13 protein-coding genes are annotated in these 14,966 nt (G+C 64.4%); 7 read left to right on the top strand and 6 right to left on the bottom strand.

Annotated features, from left to right (window positions below; genetic code table 11):
• The first annotated feature begins 54 nt into the window (after positions 1 to 54).
• Positions 55 to 243 (top strand): hypothetical protein, encoded by a 189-nt coding sequence (locus QZZ02_RS07665; protein ID WP_291843437.1) that lies wholly within the window; start codon positions 55 to 57, stop codon positions 241 to 243.
• Here QZZ02_RS07665 and mobA read toward each other — a convergent pair.
• From mobA to QZZ02_RS07640, 5 genes are read right to left on the bottom strand one after another with little or no spacing between them, the layout of a single operon-like run.
• Positions 240 to 830, bottom strand: a complete 591-nt coding sequence (gene mobA / locus QZZ02_RS07660; protein WP_291843436.1) for a molybdenum cofactor guanylyltransferase — start codon at positions 828 to 830, stop codon at positions 240 to 242. The genes QZZ02_RS07665 and mobA overlap by 4 nt on opposite strands.
• Positions 827 to 1,636 (bottom strand): formate dehydrogenase accessory sulfurtransferase FdhD, encoded by an 810-nt coding sequence (gene fdhD / locus QZZ02_RS07655; protein WP_291843435.1) that lies wholly within the window; start codon positions 1,634 to 1,636, stop codon positions 827 to 829. The genes mobA and fdhD overlap by 4 nt, the downstream gene beginning before the upstream one ends.
• A complete protein-coding gene (fdhF, locus tag QZZ02_RS07650) occupies positions 1,617 to 4,472 on the bottom strand; it encodes a formate dehydrogenase subunit alpha (RefSeq protein ID WP_291843434.1) in 2,856 nt (951 codons plus the stop codon). Before fdhF ends, fdhD begins: the two co-directional genes overlap by 20 nt.
• Positions 4,473 to 4,481: 9 nt before the next feature.
• Positions 4,482 to 6,017 carry a formate dehydrogenase beta subunit gene (locus QZZ02_RS07645; protein WP_291843433.1) on the bottom strand — a complete coding sequence of 512 codons (1,536 nt, stop codon included), beginning with the start codon at positions 6,015 to 6,017 and terminating at the stop codon, positions 4,482 to 4,484.
• Entirely contained in the window at positions 6,014 to 6,508 is a 495-nt protein-coding gene (locus QZZ02_RS07640) for an NAD(P)H-dependent oxidoreductase subunit E (RefSeq protein WP_291843432.1), read from the bottom strand. The genes QZZ02_RS07645 and QZZ02_RS07640 overlap by 4 nt, the downstream gene beginning before the upstream one ends.
• Before the next feature lie 251 nt (positions 6,509 to 6,759).
• Here QZZ02_RS07640 and QZZ02_RS07635 point away from each other — a divergent pair, with 251 nt between their 5' ends.
• The gene (locus tag QZZ02_RS07635) at positions 6,760 to 6,969 is read left to right on the top strand and encodes a hypothetical protein (RefSeq protein WP_291843430.1); all 210 of its coding nucleotides are present in this window, start codon (positions 6,760 to 6,762) and stop codon (positions 6,967 to 6,969) included.
• Positions 6,970 to 7,063: 94 nt separating this feature from the next.
• Here the strand turns inward: QZZ02_RS07635 and QZZ02_RS07630 are convergent, their stop codons facing one another.
• Positions 7,064 to 8,941: a cation:proton antiporter gene (locus QZZ02_RS07630; RefSeq protein ID WP_291843429.1), complete on the bottom strand. Its 1,878-nt coding sequence runs from the start codon at positions 8,939 to 8,941 to the stop codon at positions 7,064 to 7,066.
• A 320-nt stretch (positions 8,942 to 9,261) separates the two neighbouring features.
• Here QZZ02_RS07630 and QZZ02_RS07625 point away from each other — a divergent pair, with 320 nt between their 5' ends.
• From QZZ02_RS07625 to QZZ02_RS07605, 5 genes are all read left to right on the top strand, one after another.
• A complete protein-coding gene (locus QZZ02_RS07625; RefSeq protein ID WP_291843428.1) occupies positions 9,262 to 9,570 on the top strand; it encodes a hypothetical protein in 309 nt (102 codons plus the stop codon).
• A gap of 85 nt (positions 9,571 to 9,655) precedes the next feature.
• A complete protein-coding gene (locus QZZ02_RS07620; protein ID WP_291843427.1) occupies positions 9,656 to 11,743 on the top strand; it encodes an amidohydrolase family protein in 2,088 nt (695 codons plus the stop codon).
• A 58-nt stretch (positions 11,744 to 11,801) separates the two neighbouring features.
• Positions 11,802 to 12,692, top strand: a complete 891-nt coding sequence (locus QZZ02_RS07615) for a TIM barrel protein (RefSeq protein WP_291843426.1) — start codon at positions 11,802 to 11,804, stop codon at positions 12,690 to 12,692.
• Between the two features lie 67 nt (positions 12,693 to 12,759).
• Positions 12,760 to 13,533, top strand: coding sequence for a DUF4129 domain-containing protein (locus tag QZZ02_RS07610; protein ID WP_291843425.1), 774 nt, complete (start codon positions 12,760 to 12,762; stop codon positions 13,531 to 13,533).
• A complete protein-coding gene (locus QZZ02_RS07605; RefSeq protein ID WP_291843424.1) occupies positions 13,530 to 14,915 on the top strand; it encodes a hypothetical protein in 1,386 nt (461 codons plus the stop codon). Before QZZ02_RS07610 ends, QZZ02_RS07605 begins: the two co-directional genes overlap by 4 nt.
• Positions 14,916 to 14,966 lie beyond the last annotated feature (51 nt).

Below are 14,966 nucleotides of genomic sequence, written 5' to 3'. Positions count from 1 at the left end.
GGCGGCTGGTGGGAGCCGAGCCTCGGGCTCACGGGTGTCTGGGACTATAATCCGGTGGAATTGCTCAACGAGGCAGGTGCGCTGGTCGGGACCGGTGATGTCCGTCTGGATGCCCGCTTTGGCCTGCACGGCCAGCTGGCGCCGGGTGCATCAATCGTCCTGGAAACCGATGTTTCCGGTCTGGGCGACGGTGATTTTGATGCCCGCTCCGCTCGGATCGGACTCCGCCTGTCCTTCAACTAGCCGCTTGGCAGGTTGCATGACGTAAGGCGAAGACGGGCTTCGTCCGCCTCTGCCGGTGTGTTGATATTGGTGAAGGCCAGCGGGTCGTCGAAATCGACGATCCGCGCCTGCACCCGCTCGATCACGGATTGAAGGGACGGTCCGTCACCCGGGCGAAAATCGCCGAGAGCCGCGATCAGTCCGTTCGGATCCCAGGCGGCAAATGTCGGGTGCAATCGGCCTCCGGCTCGGGCGATGGCCGGGCCTTCGGCGTCGCAGAGTCGCTCAACCAGATCGGTTGGCAGGAAAGGCGCATCGACCGGGACGGTGACCATCATTGTGGCGTCGGCCTGGCTGGCGGCGAGAAACCGGGCACTTGCAACCAAACCGCCCACAGGCCCTTGAAGCCCGGCCGGCTCGTCCGGGATGGTCGCGAGACCAGTGCCGAAATCCGTGGGCCCGGAAATCAGGACAGCATCAACCTGCGGCCTGATGCGGGCGAGCACGTGGTCGATCATGCGCTGGCCAGCCAAGTCGATCAGCGCTTTGTCGCCCTCGCCCATGCGCCGGGATCCACCTCCGGCGAGAACAAGGCCGATCCGGCTCATGTGACCCGGACAAAGGCATTGCCCTTGCGGGCATAGAGCGAAATCCGGGCTTCGGTGGCCTTGCGGACGGCAAAGGCGGTCGGCGCCGACAGGCTGGCAATGGCCGGCAGTCCAGCGCGGGCGGCTTTTTCGACCAGTTCATAGGAGCAGCGGCTCGACATGATCAGGAAGCCGTCGGCTGGGGCGCGGCCTGTCACCGCGTTGGCGCCGATCAGTTTGTCCAGCGCATTGTGTCGACCGACATCCTCGCGCGCCGCAATGATCTGGCCGGACAGGTCCGCCCAGGCTGCGGCGTGGACCGAGCGAGTCGTTACATTGAGGGGTTGCCAGTGGCTCAGCTCATCCAGCGCACGCGCCAGGGCTTCCGGATTGGGCTCGATGTGTGTGTCTACGACCGGTTCGAGCGGTGCGGTGAGGCTTTCCACATTCTCCAGTCCGCACAAGCCACATCCGGCCCGGCCCGGCAGATTGCGGCGGCGACTGACAAGGTCAAAGCGTTCCAGCCGCTCTGGATTGAGTGTGATGTGAAGGTTCACGCCAATGGTCTGATGGACGATCTCCACCGCCTCGATCTCGGACGGGTCGCGGATGATCCCTTCGGACAGGGAAAATCCGATCGCAAAATCGGTGAGATCGGCCGGGGTCGCCAGCATCACAGCGTGATTGCGGCGATTGTAGACGATGGCGACCGGGACTTCTTCGGCCAGCGCCCAGACGTCACCATCCGCCAGCCTGACATCGCACGACATCGCCGCCGCTGTCCCGGTCTCCGTGATGGCGGGCCGGCTATTCGGCGGGTTCGACACGCTTGTCTTTCCGGATTCGGCGTGCCGAGGCGAGGGTTTCGGCATAGTCTTCCTGCCAGGCGGAGCGGTGATTGGCCGGCGCGACCTCGACCGCGGTCACCTTGTATTCCGGGCAACTCGTCGCCCAATCCGAATTCTCGGTGGTGACGACGTTCGCCCCGGTCTCGGGATGGTGGAAGGTCGTATAGACAACGCCCGGCGTCATGCGCCCGGAGTGCTTGGCCCGCAAGGTCACTTCGCCCTTGCGCGAGCGGATCGAAACCCATTGCCCATCCTGGATGCCGCGCGCCTCGGCATCGCTGGGGTGCAGCTCCAGAAGGTCTTCGGCGTGCCAGCGTGAGTTCTCGGTCCGCCGTGACTGCGCGCCGACATTATACTGGGTCAGGATGCGCCCGGTCGTGAGAATGAGTGGGAATTTTCGGTTTGTGCGTTCGGTCGTCGGCACGAATTCCGTGATCATGAAGCGGCCCTTGCCGCGCACGAAGCCGCCGACATGCATGACCGGTGTTCCCGCTGGGGCCATGTCATTGCAGGGCCATTGCACACTGCCTTCCCGGTCGAGCCGGGCGTGCGACACGCCGGCGAAGGTTGGAGTCAGGGCGGCGATCTCGCCCATGATGGCGGCGCTGTCGGCGTAGGAGGCTTCTTCATACCCCATGGCCTCTGTCAGCGCCTGGGTGACGCGCCATTCCTCCATGCCGGTCCTGACGGGTATCGCGGGCCGGACGCGATTGATGCGTCGTTCGGCATTGATGAAGCACCCATCCTTTTCGAGGAACGACGTGCCGGGCAGGAAGACGTGGGCAAAGCGGGCGGTTTCGTTGAGGAACAGGTCCTGCACGATCAGGACATCGAGCGCCTTGAGAGCGGTCTCGACATGCTGGGTATTGGGGTCGGACTGGGCGATGTCCTCGCCCTGCACGTAAAGCCCCCGGAATGTGCCGCCGCAGGCCTCGTCGAACATATTGGGAATGCGCAGGCCAGGCTCGGGGTCCTGCGGGCATTGCCAGGCCGCCTCGAAGGTGGCGCGAGTCTCATCGTCGCTGACATGACGGTAACCGGGAAATTCGTGAGGGAAGGATCCCATGTCGCAGGAGCCCTGGACATTATTCTGCCCGCGCAGCGGGTTCACTCCGACTCCGGGTCGGCCAATATTGCCGGTCGCCATGGCGAGATTGGCCATGCCCATGACCATCGTCGAACCCTGGCTGTGTTCGGTGACGCCAAGCCCGTAATAGATCGCCGCCTGGTCGCCACCGGCGTAAAGGCGCGCGGCAGCCCGGATGTCCTCGGCGGCGACGCCGGTGATCGCGGCCGCCGTTTCAGGGGAGTTCGCCTCGTCCTTGATGAAGGCGAGCCAGTCATCGGCCGAGTCCGTCTCGCAGCGCTCGGCCATGAAGGCCTCGTTGAGCAGACCTTCGGTTGCCGCCACGTGGGCGAAGGCATTGATGAGGGCAACATTGGTGCCGGGTTGAAGCGGCAGGTGAAACGCTGCTTCGATATGGGGGGTGCGGACGAGGTCTATGGCTCGAGGGTCTGCGACGATCAGTTTTCCGCCAGCCCGCAGGCGCCGCTTCATCTGCGAGGCGAATACCGGATGGGCGTCGGTCGGGTTGGCGCCGATCAGGAGGATGACGTCGGCCTCTTCGACACTGTCAAAGTCCTGGGTGCCGGCGGAGGTGCCATAGGTCTGTTTCAGGCCATAGCCGGTCGGCGAGTGACAGACGCGGGCACAGGTGTCGATATTGTTATTGCCAAAGGCAGCGCGGACCATTTTCTGGACCAGCCAGACTTCCTCGATCGTGCAGCGCGAGGATGAAATCGCGCCGATTGATTTACGGCCATGGGCGGCTTGTGTCGCCTTCAATCGCTCCGCGGCAAAGCCGATCGCCTCGTCCCAGCTTACTTCGCGCCAGGCTTCGTCGATCCTGTCGCGGATCATTGGTGTGGTGATCCGGTCGGCATGCGAGGCATAGCCCCAGGCGAAACGTCCCTTGACGCAGGAATGGCCGTGATTGGCCTTGCCATCCTTGTCCGGCACCATGCGGATGACCTGATTGCCCTTCAGCTCCGCCTTGAACGAGCAGCCGACGCCGCAATAGGCGCAGGTTGTCTTCACCGTGCGATCCGGCACGCCATGCTCGACGACCGCCTTTTCCTGCAGGGTTGCCGTCGGGCAGGCCTGGACGCAGGCCCCGCAGGAGACGCATTCCGAGTTGAAGAAGTCCGGCCCGCCGACCGAGATGCTGGAGTCGAAGCCGCGACCCTCGACGGTCAGCGCGAGGGTGCCCTGGACTTCGTCACAGGCCCGAACGCAGCGCGAGCAGACGATGCATTTGGAGGGCTCGAAATCGAAATAGGGGTTTGAGGTGTCCTTGGCCTGCCCTCCATGATTTTCGCCGGCAAAGCCATAGCGCACCTCACGCAGGCCGACGGCCCCAGCCATGTCCTGCAGTTCGCAATCGCCATTGTCGGAACAGGTCAGGCAGTCAAGCGGGTGATCGGAGATGTAGAGTTCCATCACACCGCGGCGCAGGCGCGCCAGCCGGTCGGACTGGGTGATGACTTTCATGCCGGACTCGACCGGGGTTGTGCAGGAGGCCGGCGTGCCGCGCTTGCCATCGATCTCGACCAGGCAAAGCCGGCATGAGCCATAGGCTTTGAGCATGTCCGTGGCGCAGAGTTTCGGGATCTGTGTGCCCAGCATTGCTGCCGCCCGCATCACGCTGGTGCCTTCCGGCACGGTGATGGCAAATCCATCGATCTCCAGCGTTACGCCGGTTGACGTGCCACGCGGGGCGGGTGTGCCAAAGTCGGGGTCCTGGTCGAGGGGCATGATGCAATCCTACTCGGCAGCCTGGCGGGCGAAGTCTTCCGGGAAGCGCTTGACGGCGCTCCGGACCGGCATCGGGGTCAGCCCGCCCATCGCGCACAGCGAGCCATCGGTCATCAGCTCGCAAAGGTCTTCCAGCAGGGCGAGGTTCTCGCTCACAGCATCCCCTGCGATAATCTTGTCGAGCGTTTCCCGGCCACGCGTGGCCCCAACGCGGCAGGGCGTGCACTTGCCGCAGCTTTCAACGGCGCAGAACGCCATGGCGAAACGCGCCTGCCTTGCCATGTCGACCGTGTCGTTGAAGACCACGATGCCACCATGCCCCAGCATACCACCAATCGCGGCGATCGCCTCATAGTCGAGGACGACATCGAGATCGGCTCGGCCGAGATAGGCACCCAAAGGGCCGCCGACCTGGACCGCGCGCATGGGGCGTCCCGACCGTGTCCCGCCGCCAAAGTCGTCAATCAGGGTCCGCAGCGAGACACCGAAAGCCAGCTCGACGAGGGCGCCTTGGCGGATGTCGCCCGCCAGCTGGAAAGCCTGGGTGCCGCGGGACCGCCCGCTGCCGAATTCGCGATAGGCTTCGCCGCCATGCTCCAGAATCCAGGGCACGCTGGCGAGGGTGAGGACGTTGTTGACAATGGTCGGCTGGCCGAACAGGCCGGAGATCGCCGGTATCGGCGGCTTTGCCCGGACCTCGCCGCGCTTGCCTTCGAGACTGTTCAGCATCGAGGATTCCTCGCCACAGATATAGGCGCCAGCCCCGGTGCGAACCTCAATGTCGAAGTGATTGTCTTCATTCAACCCGCCAAAAAGTCCGGCCTCCCGCCAGAGTGAGATCGCCGATTTGAGGGTGTGGATGGCGTGCGGATACTCGGACCGCAGATAGACCAGCCCGCCGGTGGCACCGATCGCCCGAGCCGCAATGCACATACCGGCGATCAGGGTGAAGGGATCGCCTTCCATGAGCAGGCGGTCGGCATAGGTCCCGCTGTCGCCTTCATCGGCATTGCAGCACAGCCAGGTCTGCTCGCCCCCGGCCTTGCGGGCAGTTTCCCATTTGATCCCGGTCGGGAAACCCGCTCCGCCCCGGCCACGCAGGCCGGAGGCTTTTACGGTGTCGATGATGTTGTCCGGCGCCATCCGTCTGGCCGTTTCCAGTCCAGCAAGCCCGCCCATCTCGATCCAGCTCGCAAGGTCCAGCGGGTCGTCATGGCCGCATCGGGCGAAGATCAGGCGCTGCTGGCGTGCCAGCTGCGGGATTGCTTCAACCGGTCCAAGCGAAAGCCTGTGACCCGAAGCCGGAAAGCCGGCGGCAACAAGACTATCAACATCGTCTGGTGTGACCGGTCCGAAACCGAGGCGTTCGCCATCGCGCTCGATCTCGACCAGCGGTTCGAGCCAGAACAGGCCGCGTGAGCCATTGCGGATGATGCGGGCGTCCGCCGGCAGGGCGTCCACCAACCGGGCGGCGACGGCATCCGCGCCAACCGAGATAGATGCGGAATCGCCGGGAACGAAAATACGGTCGGGTTGCGGGCTCATGGCTGATCTGCCTCGATGATGCCGCGCGCGACGAGGGTCGAGACGATGCGGTCAGCATCAATCCGTCCGACAGGCGTGCCATCAAGCAGGGCTGCAGGACCGAGCGCGCAATTGCCGACACAATAGACTGGCTTGATGTCGAGGATGGCGGTTTGCCCGCCGCTGATGCCCCGCTCGCGCAAGCGCCTTTCTATCTCGGCGGCCTGGTGGTCACCTCCCGCCGCTTGGCAGGCTTCGGCCCTGCAGAGTTTCAGCGTATGTGGGGCTCCGGGCTGGCGGGTGAAGTCGTGATAGAAACTGACGACTCCCAGGATTTCGGCCCGGCTGCGATTGAGCGCATCTGCCAGCGTGGCGATGGCGGCATCCGAAATGAAGCCGGCGGTCGCCTGGATGTCGTGCAGGATTTCGATCAGGGCATCTGGCCGATTGTCCTGACGCTCGCAGGCGGCGCGGGCCGCCCGGTCTTCGATCGTGTCGATCAACATGGGCATGGTGTGGCGCCAATCTCCCCGACAACGCCGTTTGTTGCGGGCATTATGACGCGTCTCGGAGTGCTTCCCAAATCCTCAGGCCTGACTGGCAGGTTGGGTGCAAAACGGCGTTGTCCCGGTCGCTATCCTGGCCGATCACGACTATTGAGCCGGCGGGCGGTCTCGCCTTGCTTCCGGCCCGGGAGATTATTCACGATGTCACCGTTCGAGGTAGGTATTTGCCGATCCAGGCTGGCCACGGGCGGCCGTGCATGATGGCCGGGCGAAAGCGTCGGATCGCGCTGGTTGACGATCACCGCATGTTTGCCGATGGATTCGGTGTCTTGCTGGCCTCGTTGCGACCCGGTTATCAGGTGCAGACCTTTGACGAGCCCGTGGCCTTCCTGAAACGGCTGGAGGCTGGCGAAACCTTCGACCTGATCAAACTGGCGCGTGAACAGGAGCACATGCTTCCGCAATAATATTTCGTATTTAACTGAAATGACTTTTCGATCAACTTGATTTCAAGAGCGTTTCTGTTGCTATTCAGGGCCTAATTGTTTGGGCGTGTCCTGGCTAATCCTGCACCGGGCGTCCGAGCCGGATATCGTCCATCTTGCGACGCAGTTCCGGCTCCCATTCCTCGGCAATGGCCCGCACACGGGCGACCAGTTCCTTGTTCCGGTGAGCGGGGATGGAGGTGTCGTAGACGTCCGCCACTTCTACCATGGATCGGCGGTCTGTCATGTCGAAGGTGCGGGCCATTTCCATCGCTCGGTCGTGCTCGATTCCCAGCGCTTCGAAGGCGGAACGTCCCATACGGATCGAGCTGTCATAGGTTTCACGAATAATGTCGCGGCAGCCCAACTCATAAAGCCGGTAAACGTGGTCGCGATCCACGGCCCGCGCGATGACGTGCAGGTCGGGATAATTTCTGAGCGTGTAGCTGACCAGCGCGTTGATCTGGTCGCGATTGTCGATGGTCACGACCAGAAGGCGGGCCTCGGCGATGCCGGCGGCATGCAGGAGGTCGGGGCGGGTAGCATCGCCGAAATAGGCTTTCACGCCGAAGGTTCGCAGCATGTCGAGCTGGGCGTAGCTGTAGTCCACAACCGTCGTGCTGAACCCCGCGGCGTTGAGCATGCGATCAACAATCCCGCCGACCCGTCCGCGCCCGGCGATAATGATCGGGTGGGTCTCGGCGATGGCCTCTTCGTCGCGCTCCACCTGCCCGGTCGAGAAGTGCGGCGCGATCAGTCGGTCCTGCAGGATGAAGAGGAGCGGGGTCAGCAGCATGGACATGGCGACAATGAGCGACAGGCGCTCTGCGATATCGACCGGCAGCACCGCGTTGGCGACAGTGAAGGAAAGCAGCACGAAGCCGAACTCGCCGGCCTGGGCCAGCCCGAGCGCTATCAGCCACCGGTTGGCGCCACGCACCCTGAAAATCACGGCCAGTGCGTAAAGCACCGCGGCCTTGATCGCGATGAGGCCGAGAGTCAGCCCGACCATCAGCCAGACCTGGTTGAACAGGAGGACGAAGTTGATGCCAGCGCCGACGGTCATGAAGAACAGGCCGAGCAGCAGGCCGCGGAACGGATCAATGTCGGATTCGAGTTCGTGCCGGTACTCGCTGTTGGCGAGCACGACCCCGGCAATGAAGGTGCCCAGCGCGGGGGACAGGCCGACCAGCGACATCAACAGGGCGATGCCAATCACCATCATCAGCGCCGCGGCAACGAAGAGTTCGCGCAGCCGGGTCCGGGCGATAAAGCGGAAGAGTGGGCGGGTCAGAAAGCCACCGACCAGTACGACAGCGCCAACCGATGCCAGTGTCACGAGGCCGGCGGCCCAGCCGGGCAGATGGGCAACGAGGCTTAGCGTGTTGCCATGCTCCCCGTCATCATGTTCGCCGGCATGCGACACCATGTCGGCCAGTTCAGGCACGGCAAGAAGCGGAATCAGGGCGAGCATGGGAATGACGGCGATGTCCTGGAAGAGAAGAACCGAAAAGCCCGCCTGACCGCCATCCGATTGCATCAGGCCTTTCTCGTTGAATGTCTGCAGCACAATTGCGGTGGAGGACAGCGACAGGACCAGACCGACTGTCAGCGCAGTCGACCAGCCCAGACCCAAGGCCAGCCCAGCGAAGGTGACGGCAAGCGCGGTTCCCAGTACCTGCAGGCCGCCCAGTCCGAGCAGGCGTCCGCGCATGTCCCAGAGACGGCGGGGCTCCAATTCAAGCCCGACGAGAAAGAGCATCATGACGACGCCGAACTCGGCGAAATGCTGGATCGAGACGACATCGACACCCAGAAGGCCGAGCAGCGGGCTTATCGCGATGCCAGCGATCAGATAGCCAAGTACGGAGCCCAGGCCCAGTCGGGCTGCAATGGGCACGGCGATCACGCCAGCGATCAGAAAGGTGAAAGCCAGCATTAGGAAATCAGTCATCGGTGTCCCCTCGCCAACCCGGATGATCGGGTGTTCCGGTGCAAAGCTAGGAGGTGTTGCCGGCTTTGCCCATATCTCCCGTCTTGGTTGGGCAGGATGTGTCGGCGGCCAATTGTTTGCCTGATGCCAGCCAGTCCCGGTCGGTGGTGGGCGGGTTGGGACGGATGATCGGCTCTATACAGTCGAGCCCGGATCCCGGCGACACGGGTTCAGATATCCATGCATTTGCTCGGTCAGATCGTTCCGATCGTCGCATGTCCGATGCCCTCGTAGATACTTTGTCGACAATAGTTGTCTCACATAGAACATGTGTGCGCGCAGTGGTTCGAGCTCGCATCAATGGCGCCATCGCGGGGGCGACAAGCGCGGCCGCGCTGCCGGGTGGTCCGATCGGCGCCCTGGAATTCATCCTGCGCCTGATGCAGGAGCGCGGCATTGCTCTGGAGGCGGGCAGTCATATCTCGACCGGCGCCGTAACCGGGGTTCACCAGGCCCGGGTCGGTGACCACAGTGTTGTCAGCTTTGGCGAATGGGGCGAGATCGCGCTGACCCTGTCGGCCTTGCAGCCGGGCTGGCTCGGCGAGGCGGCGGCCAGGAGGCGGGCGCCGCAGGTGCGCCCGACGGGATAGTCGGATCCGGCCGACGGGTCTTGCAGACAGCTTCCTGAAACGATGCTAACCCAGGGGTCGAAGACTTGCCTCGGGGGAGAGATCCATGTCCACGACCATGAAACCAATCTGGGCCAGCCTGGCCCTGGCGGCGCTTGCCGCCTGCAGCCAGCCCAACGGTTCGACGGCGGAAACCGGTGATGCCGGTGAAACGGCTGCCCGCCAGGGTGCCGTCGAAGCCCAGCGCTTTACCGTCCTTGTCGGCGGAACCGAGATCGGCGGTCTCGACATTTCCCCGTCCGATGACGGCTATGCGGTCGAATTCGAATACCGCAATAATGGCCGCGGCCCGACCATCACCGAGAGCATTGCCCTGGACGAGGCCGGCCTACCGATCGACTGGACCATCTCCGGCGCCTCGACCTTCGGCAATCCAATCGATGAGAGCTATGCCTTCGTCGACAGCGAAGCGCGCTGGCAGGATGCCACCGGCAGCGATCAGGCCCTGCCCGAGGGCGACGCCTTCTACGTGCCGCAGGATGCCAGCCCCTACTGGCTAGCCATCGCCGCGCGCGCCCTGATGTCGCGCGATGACATGACGATCCCGGCCCTTCCCGGCGGCGAGCTGCGGCTCACGGAGATCGACCAGCTGAGCGTGACCAATGGCGAGACCAGCCGCGACGTCACCACCTATGCCCTGTCCGGGACGAGCGAGAACCCGACTTATTTCCTCATGGATGGTCGCGCCTTTTTCGGTCTCATCACGCCGGGATTTGCGATCCTGGAAGCGGGCTATGAGGGCGAGGACGAGCGCCTGCGCGGCCTTGCGGCAAGTTATGGCGCCAGTCGGTTTGCCGAGATCCAGTCCCGCGTTGCTCACAATTACGAGGGTCCGGTGCGGATCCGGAATGTCCGGGTTTTTGATCCGGCGAGCCTGAGCCTCGGGGAGCCGGTGTCCGTGGTTGTCGAGGGTGAGCGTGTCACGGCGATCGATGCCCTCGACGTCGCCACGCAATCGGGCGAGACGGAGATTGACGGGGCGGGTGGATCGCTGATCCCCGGCCTGTTCGAAATGCACGCCCACATGGGCGAGACCAGCGCCTTCCTCAACATCGCCGCCGGGGTGACCAGCGTGCGCGACATGGGCAATAACAATGCGGTTCTGGGCGAGCTGATCGGCCGTATCGACGCCGGCGAAGTCGCCGGGCCGCGCGTCCATCGCAGCGGTTTCATCGAAGGGCGCAGCCCGTTCAGCTCCAATAACGGCATCCTTGTCGAGAGCGAGGCAGAGGCTGTTGCTGCCGTCGAGACCTATGCCGCAGCTGGCGATTACATCCAGGTGAAAATCTACAACTCGATGAATCCGGACTGGATCCCGGCGGTCATCGAGGCGGCCCACGCCAACGGGCTTCGTGTTGCCGGCCACGTCCCGGCCTTCACCAATGCCGATGCCATGATTGCCGCCGGCTATGACGAGATGACCCATATCAACCAGGTCATGCTCGGCTGGGTTCTGGAGGACGGCGAGGATACCCGCTCCCTGCTGCGCCTGACCGCGCTGCGCCGCCTGCCGGCGCTTGATCTCGACAGCGAACCCGTGCGCGAGACAATTGCCGCGATGGCGGCCAGTGGCACGGCCATCGACCCGACCTATGCCATCCACGAAGCGCTCCTGCTGTCGCGCAATGGCGAGGTGTCTCCGGGCGTGGTCGATTATATCGATCACATGCCGGTCGATACCCAGCGCAGCGCCCGCAGCGCCTGGGCCGATATTGCGACGCCCGAGGATGACGCCAATTATCGCGGCGCTTTCGACCAGATCACCGAAACCCTGCGAATGATGCGCGAGGCCGGGATCTTCATCGTGCCGGGAACCGATCTGGGTGGGTCCTTCGCCTATCATCGCGAGCTCGAACTCTACCAGAATATCGGCATGACCCCGGCCGAGATCATCGCCTGGGGCGGGCAGGGCATGGCCGAATATCTCGGCGTTGATGACGAGCTCGGCACGATTGCGCCGGGCATGCTGGCCGACTTCTTTCTCGTGCCGGGCGATCCGACCGCCGACTTCAAGGACCTGAAGACGATCGCGCTCGTATCAGCCAATGGCGTTTTCTACTATCCGACGGAAATCTATCCCGAGTTCGGTATTCAGCCCTTCACGGCAGTGCCGTCGGTCAGCCAGCCGCGCTAGGGCTGGCCCGGCGATACCGGTCCGGTGTGAGACATCATCGGACCGGCCAGGGGGCATCATGACCGTCAAGATCAGCCCAGGCTTGTCGCGCCGGACCCTGCTTGCCCGGGTCGGTGCTGTCAGCGCCGCCGTCCTGGCTGGCGGTTGCCAGCCTGTCGCCGGGTGCGCACCGGTGCGGACGGGCCTGCAACTCTATTCGGTCCGCGATGCCATGATGATCTCGGTACCGCAAACGCTCGAGCGGGTCGCCATGCTGGGATACGGCGCGGTCGAATTTGCCGGATATTTCGACCAGTCACCGGTGCAGATCGCGGGTCTGCTCGCGGCGAATGGCCTTGTCGCGCCGAGCGCCCATGTCGATGCGCGGCAGGCCAGGCTCGATCCGGCCCGGATTGTCGCCGACGGCGTGGCGGCCGGCCATGACTATCTGGTCATCGCCTGGATCCCGCCGGAAGACCGGACGTCCCTCTCGGACTGGCAGGCCTGGGCGGATGTGCTCAACCGGTTTGGAGAAGCGTGCCGCAGCGCCGGCCTTCGCTGTGCCTACCACAATCATGACTTCGAATTCGCCGACGCGAATGCCGGAAGCACGCCGTCAGGCCTGACGCCCTGGGCGGTCTTGCAGGCGCGCTGCGATCCGCAGCTGGTGGCCTTCGAAATCGATACCTACTGGGCCGGTCGGGCCGACCAGGATGCCGCAGCGCTGGTCGCCGCTGCGCCGGAGCGGTTTCCGCTCTGCCACATCAAGGACCATCATGGTGATGGATCGATGGCCGTGCTCGGCGAAGGCATGGCTGATTTCGGGCCGGTCCTCGCGGCGCGCGGCGCGGCGGGTTTCGTGCAGTGTTATGCCGAGCTCGACAATCCCGATCAGCCCTTCGGCTTTGCGGCGACCGCGCAGCCGGCCCTGAGGGCCCTGCTGCAGGCCAATCGGGCTTGCCCGGAATGACGGCGCTGCCTAACCTGCCCTCCGGCTGCTGTCGTGGCCGTGTGCAACCTCTCGGAGTTTGAGTCTGATGGCGTCTTCGCCCCGCCCCGACCCGGCGTCGCGAACAGTTTCCGTGCTGCGGCCATGGCTATGGCTCGTCATGGCGGTCATCCTGACCATTGCACTCGTAATGGTCTGGCAGGCCGTTGACGGATCGACGACCGACGCAGTGGCGCCGGCTCCGGAGGACTATTCCGAATTCGCACAATCCCGCGGCTTGCAGGCAGGGCTCGACCATCTCGACGCCGAGACCGATTGGCGGGAGATGGCCGATCTTCCTGAAGCGGCTTCAGATGCGAACCGTCCATCCTGGCGGGCAAACCTGACGGCGATCAGGCTGACAATCTGGACGCTCGTCACGGTCGCTGTCCTGGTGCTGGCCTACATCGTCTATCTCGCCATTCGCCACGGCGCAGGCCTGCGGGTCGACACGCGCGCGCCCGCGTCATCGGGAGACCGGAGAGCCGCGCGCGGGCCCGGGACGGCGGCGCAGGATTTGCCGGTTCTCGGGCTTCACGAAATCGCCCGGCTCACAGACGCAGCCACGGCCCTGGGCGCCCTGCAGCGCCTGGTTCTCGTCGCAGCGGCGGAAGCCACCGGCTCCATCCTGCGGCGCAGTGAAACGGCCCGCGAAGCCTTGCGGCGGCTGCCGCGCGATTGGGCGCATTATGAGCGGGTAGCGCGACTGGTGCAGATCGCCGAGCAGGTCCGCTATGCCGGCCGCTCAATTGAGCAAGACGGTGTCGATAGCCTGATCGCCGATGCCCGGCTCGTCCTTGAAGCGAAGGCGGTTCGGACGTGACGCGCGCCGGCGGGAGGAATGACCTGGTCAACGGGCTCGCCCTTGCGGTGGTGGTGGTCCTGTCAGTTGCACTGACCTGGATGGTGGCAGTGCGCGAACAGGTGCCGACTCTGGAACGCAGTGCCCTCGGATTCGACGGGCTGGTCGGCTGGCTGGCGGCTGACGGGGTCGAGGCTCGCCGCTTCCTTGGCCAGGGCGGCCTGTCCGGTGACGGCGTCGGCCTGCGCATCCTGCCGCTCTATGATCCCGATCTCGAAACCTTTGGCGGTCACGGATTCGCGCCTGATGCGGCCTATCTCGCCGACACGCAGCGAAACATGTTCCGGCATGTCGTCACGATGAAGGCCGAGACGCTCCCGACGCTTGTCATCTTGCCGAAATGGCGTGACGGGGTCCGCCTGATGGGCGCGACCCATCCCGAATTCCTGATCCATCGCGACCCGGAACCCATCACCGACCAACCGGACGAATTGGTCGCGACCGCTGTCGACACGGATGAAGCCGAACCGGTCAGGCGTGACCTTCCGGCCATTGGTGATGAGGCTGCGGATGAAAAGCTGCGGCCGACCTATGTCTCGCCTACCGTTCTGGCTGTCGACACGCCTGCGTGGGAAGATATTGAAATTTCGGGCTTCCTCGACGGAACCGCCCGTCTTCGAGCGCCGCAATGGATGGTGCTTCCGGACGGTTGTACCGCTCTGGCCGGCGTCCCCGAGCGGGCCCTGCTCGGATTCTGCGAGTTCGAAAACCTGTCCTATTGGGTCCTGTCCGACCCCGATATCCTGAACAATCACGGCCTGTCCGAAGCGGTCAATGCGGACCTCGCCCGCCAACTTGTCGGAAAACTTGCCGATGGCGGGGATGTCCTGGTCGACTACTCGACCGCGGTTTTTCTCACTGCCGTCCCCGACGAGCACCAGCGCAGCTGGGCCGATCTGGCCCGCATGCTTGAACCGCCCTTCACCTGGCTCTGGCTGGCCGGCGCCGGCCTGCTTGCTTTGATCCTCTGGCGGGCGGGGTTGCGGGGACGCCCCCTGATCACCGTCTTCGAACAGGGCCATGGTGCCGCGCGCCAGATCGCCCTGCAGGCCCAGGCCCGGCTGATGCGCAATGTCCATGCCGACGGCGCGCTGATCCGTACCCTGGTTGCCAATCGCCGGCAGGCGCTGGCCGAGGCGTGGCTGGGGCGCGAACGACGCGCCGGCCATGCCTTCCAGCGGACGGTTGCCCTCCTGCGCCTGAAGGACCGGGAGCTGGCGGCGCGACTGACCGATATCTTCGACCGCGCAGACGCTTTGCCCGACCGCATCCATCCGGATGTTGCCGTCGACGCGCTGGCCGATGTGGAACTTGTCTACCAACAGGCCCTGGAGCTCGCATGACCCTGACCCTCGAACAATTCGCAGAGCGCGCCGAGACGCTGCGCACCGAGA

The sequence above is a fragment of the Maricaulis sp. genome (assembly GCF_015665295.1).
Lineage (GTDB): Bacteria > Pseudomonadota > Alphaproteobacteria > Caulobacterales > Maricaulaceae > Maricaulis.
Note: the sequence above shows the minus strand (reverse complement) of the source record. Positions and strands in the feature narration are given on the sequence as shown.

Coding starts and splice junctions, on each gene's coding strand:
- QZZ02_RS07610 (WP_291843425.1), top strand. CDS start 12,760: ATGGCGTCTTCGCCCCGCCCCGACCCGGCGTCGCGAACAGTTTCCGTG.
- QZZ02_RS07630 (WP_291843429.1), bottom strand. CDS start 8,941: ATGACTGATTTCCTAATGCTGGCTTTCACCTTTCTGATCGCTGGCGTG.
- QZZ02_RS07645 (WP_291843433.1), bottom strand. CDS start 6,017: ATGAGCCCGCAACCCGACCGTATTTTCGTTCCCGGCGATTCCGCATCT.
- QZZ02_RS07620 (WP_291843427.1), top strand. CDS start 9,656: ATGTCCACGACCATGAAACCAATCTGGGCCAGCCTGGCCCTGGCGGCG.
- mobA (WP_291843436.1), bottom strand. CDS start 830: ATGAGCCGGATCGGCCTTGTTCTCGCCGGAGGTGGATCCCGGCGCATG.
- fdhF (WP_291843434.1), bottom strand. CDS start 4,472: ATGCCCCTCGACCAGGACCCCGACTTTGGCACACCCGCCCCGCGTGGC.
- QZZ02_RS07640 (WP_291843432.1), bottom strand. CDS start 6,508: ATGCCCATGTTGATCGACACGATCGAAGACCGGGCGGCCCGCGCCGCC.
- QZZ02_RS07615 (WP_291843426.1), top strand. CDS start 11,802: ATGACCGTCAAGATCAGCCCAGGCTTGTCGCGCCGGACCCTGCTTGCC.
- QZZ02_RS07635 (WP_291843430.1), top strand. CDS start 6,760: ATGATGGCCGGGCGAAAGCGTCGGATCGCGCTGGTTGACGATCACCGC.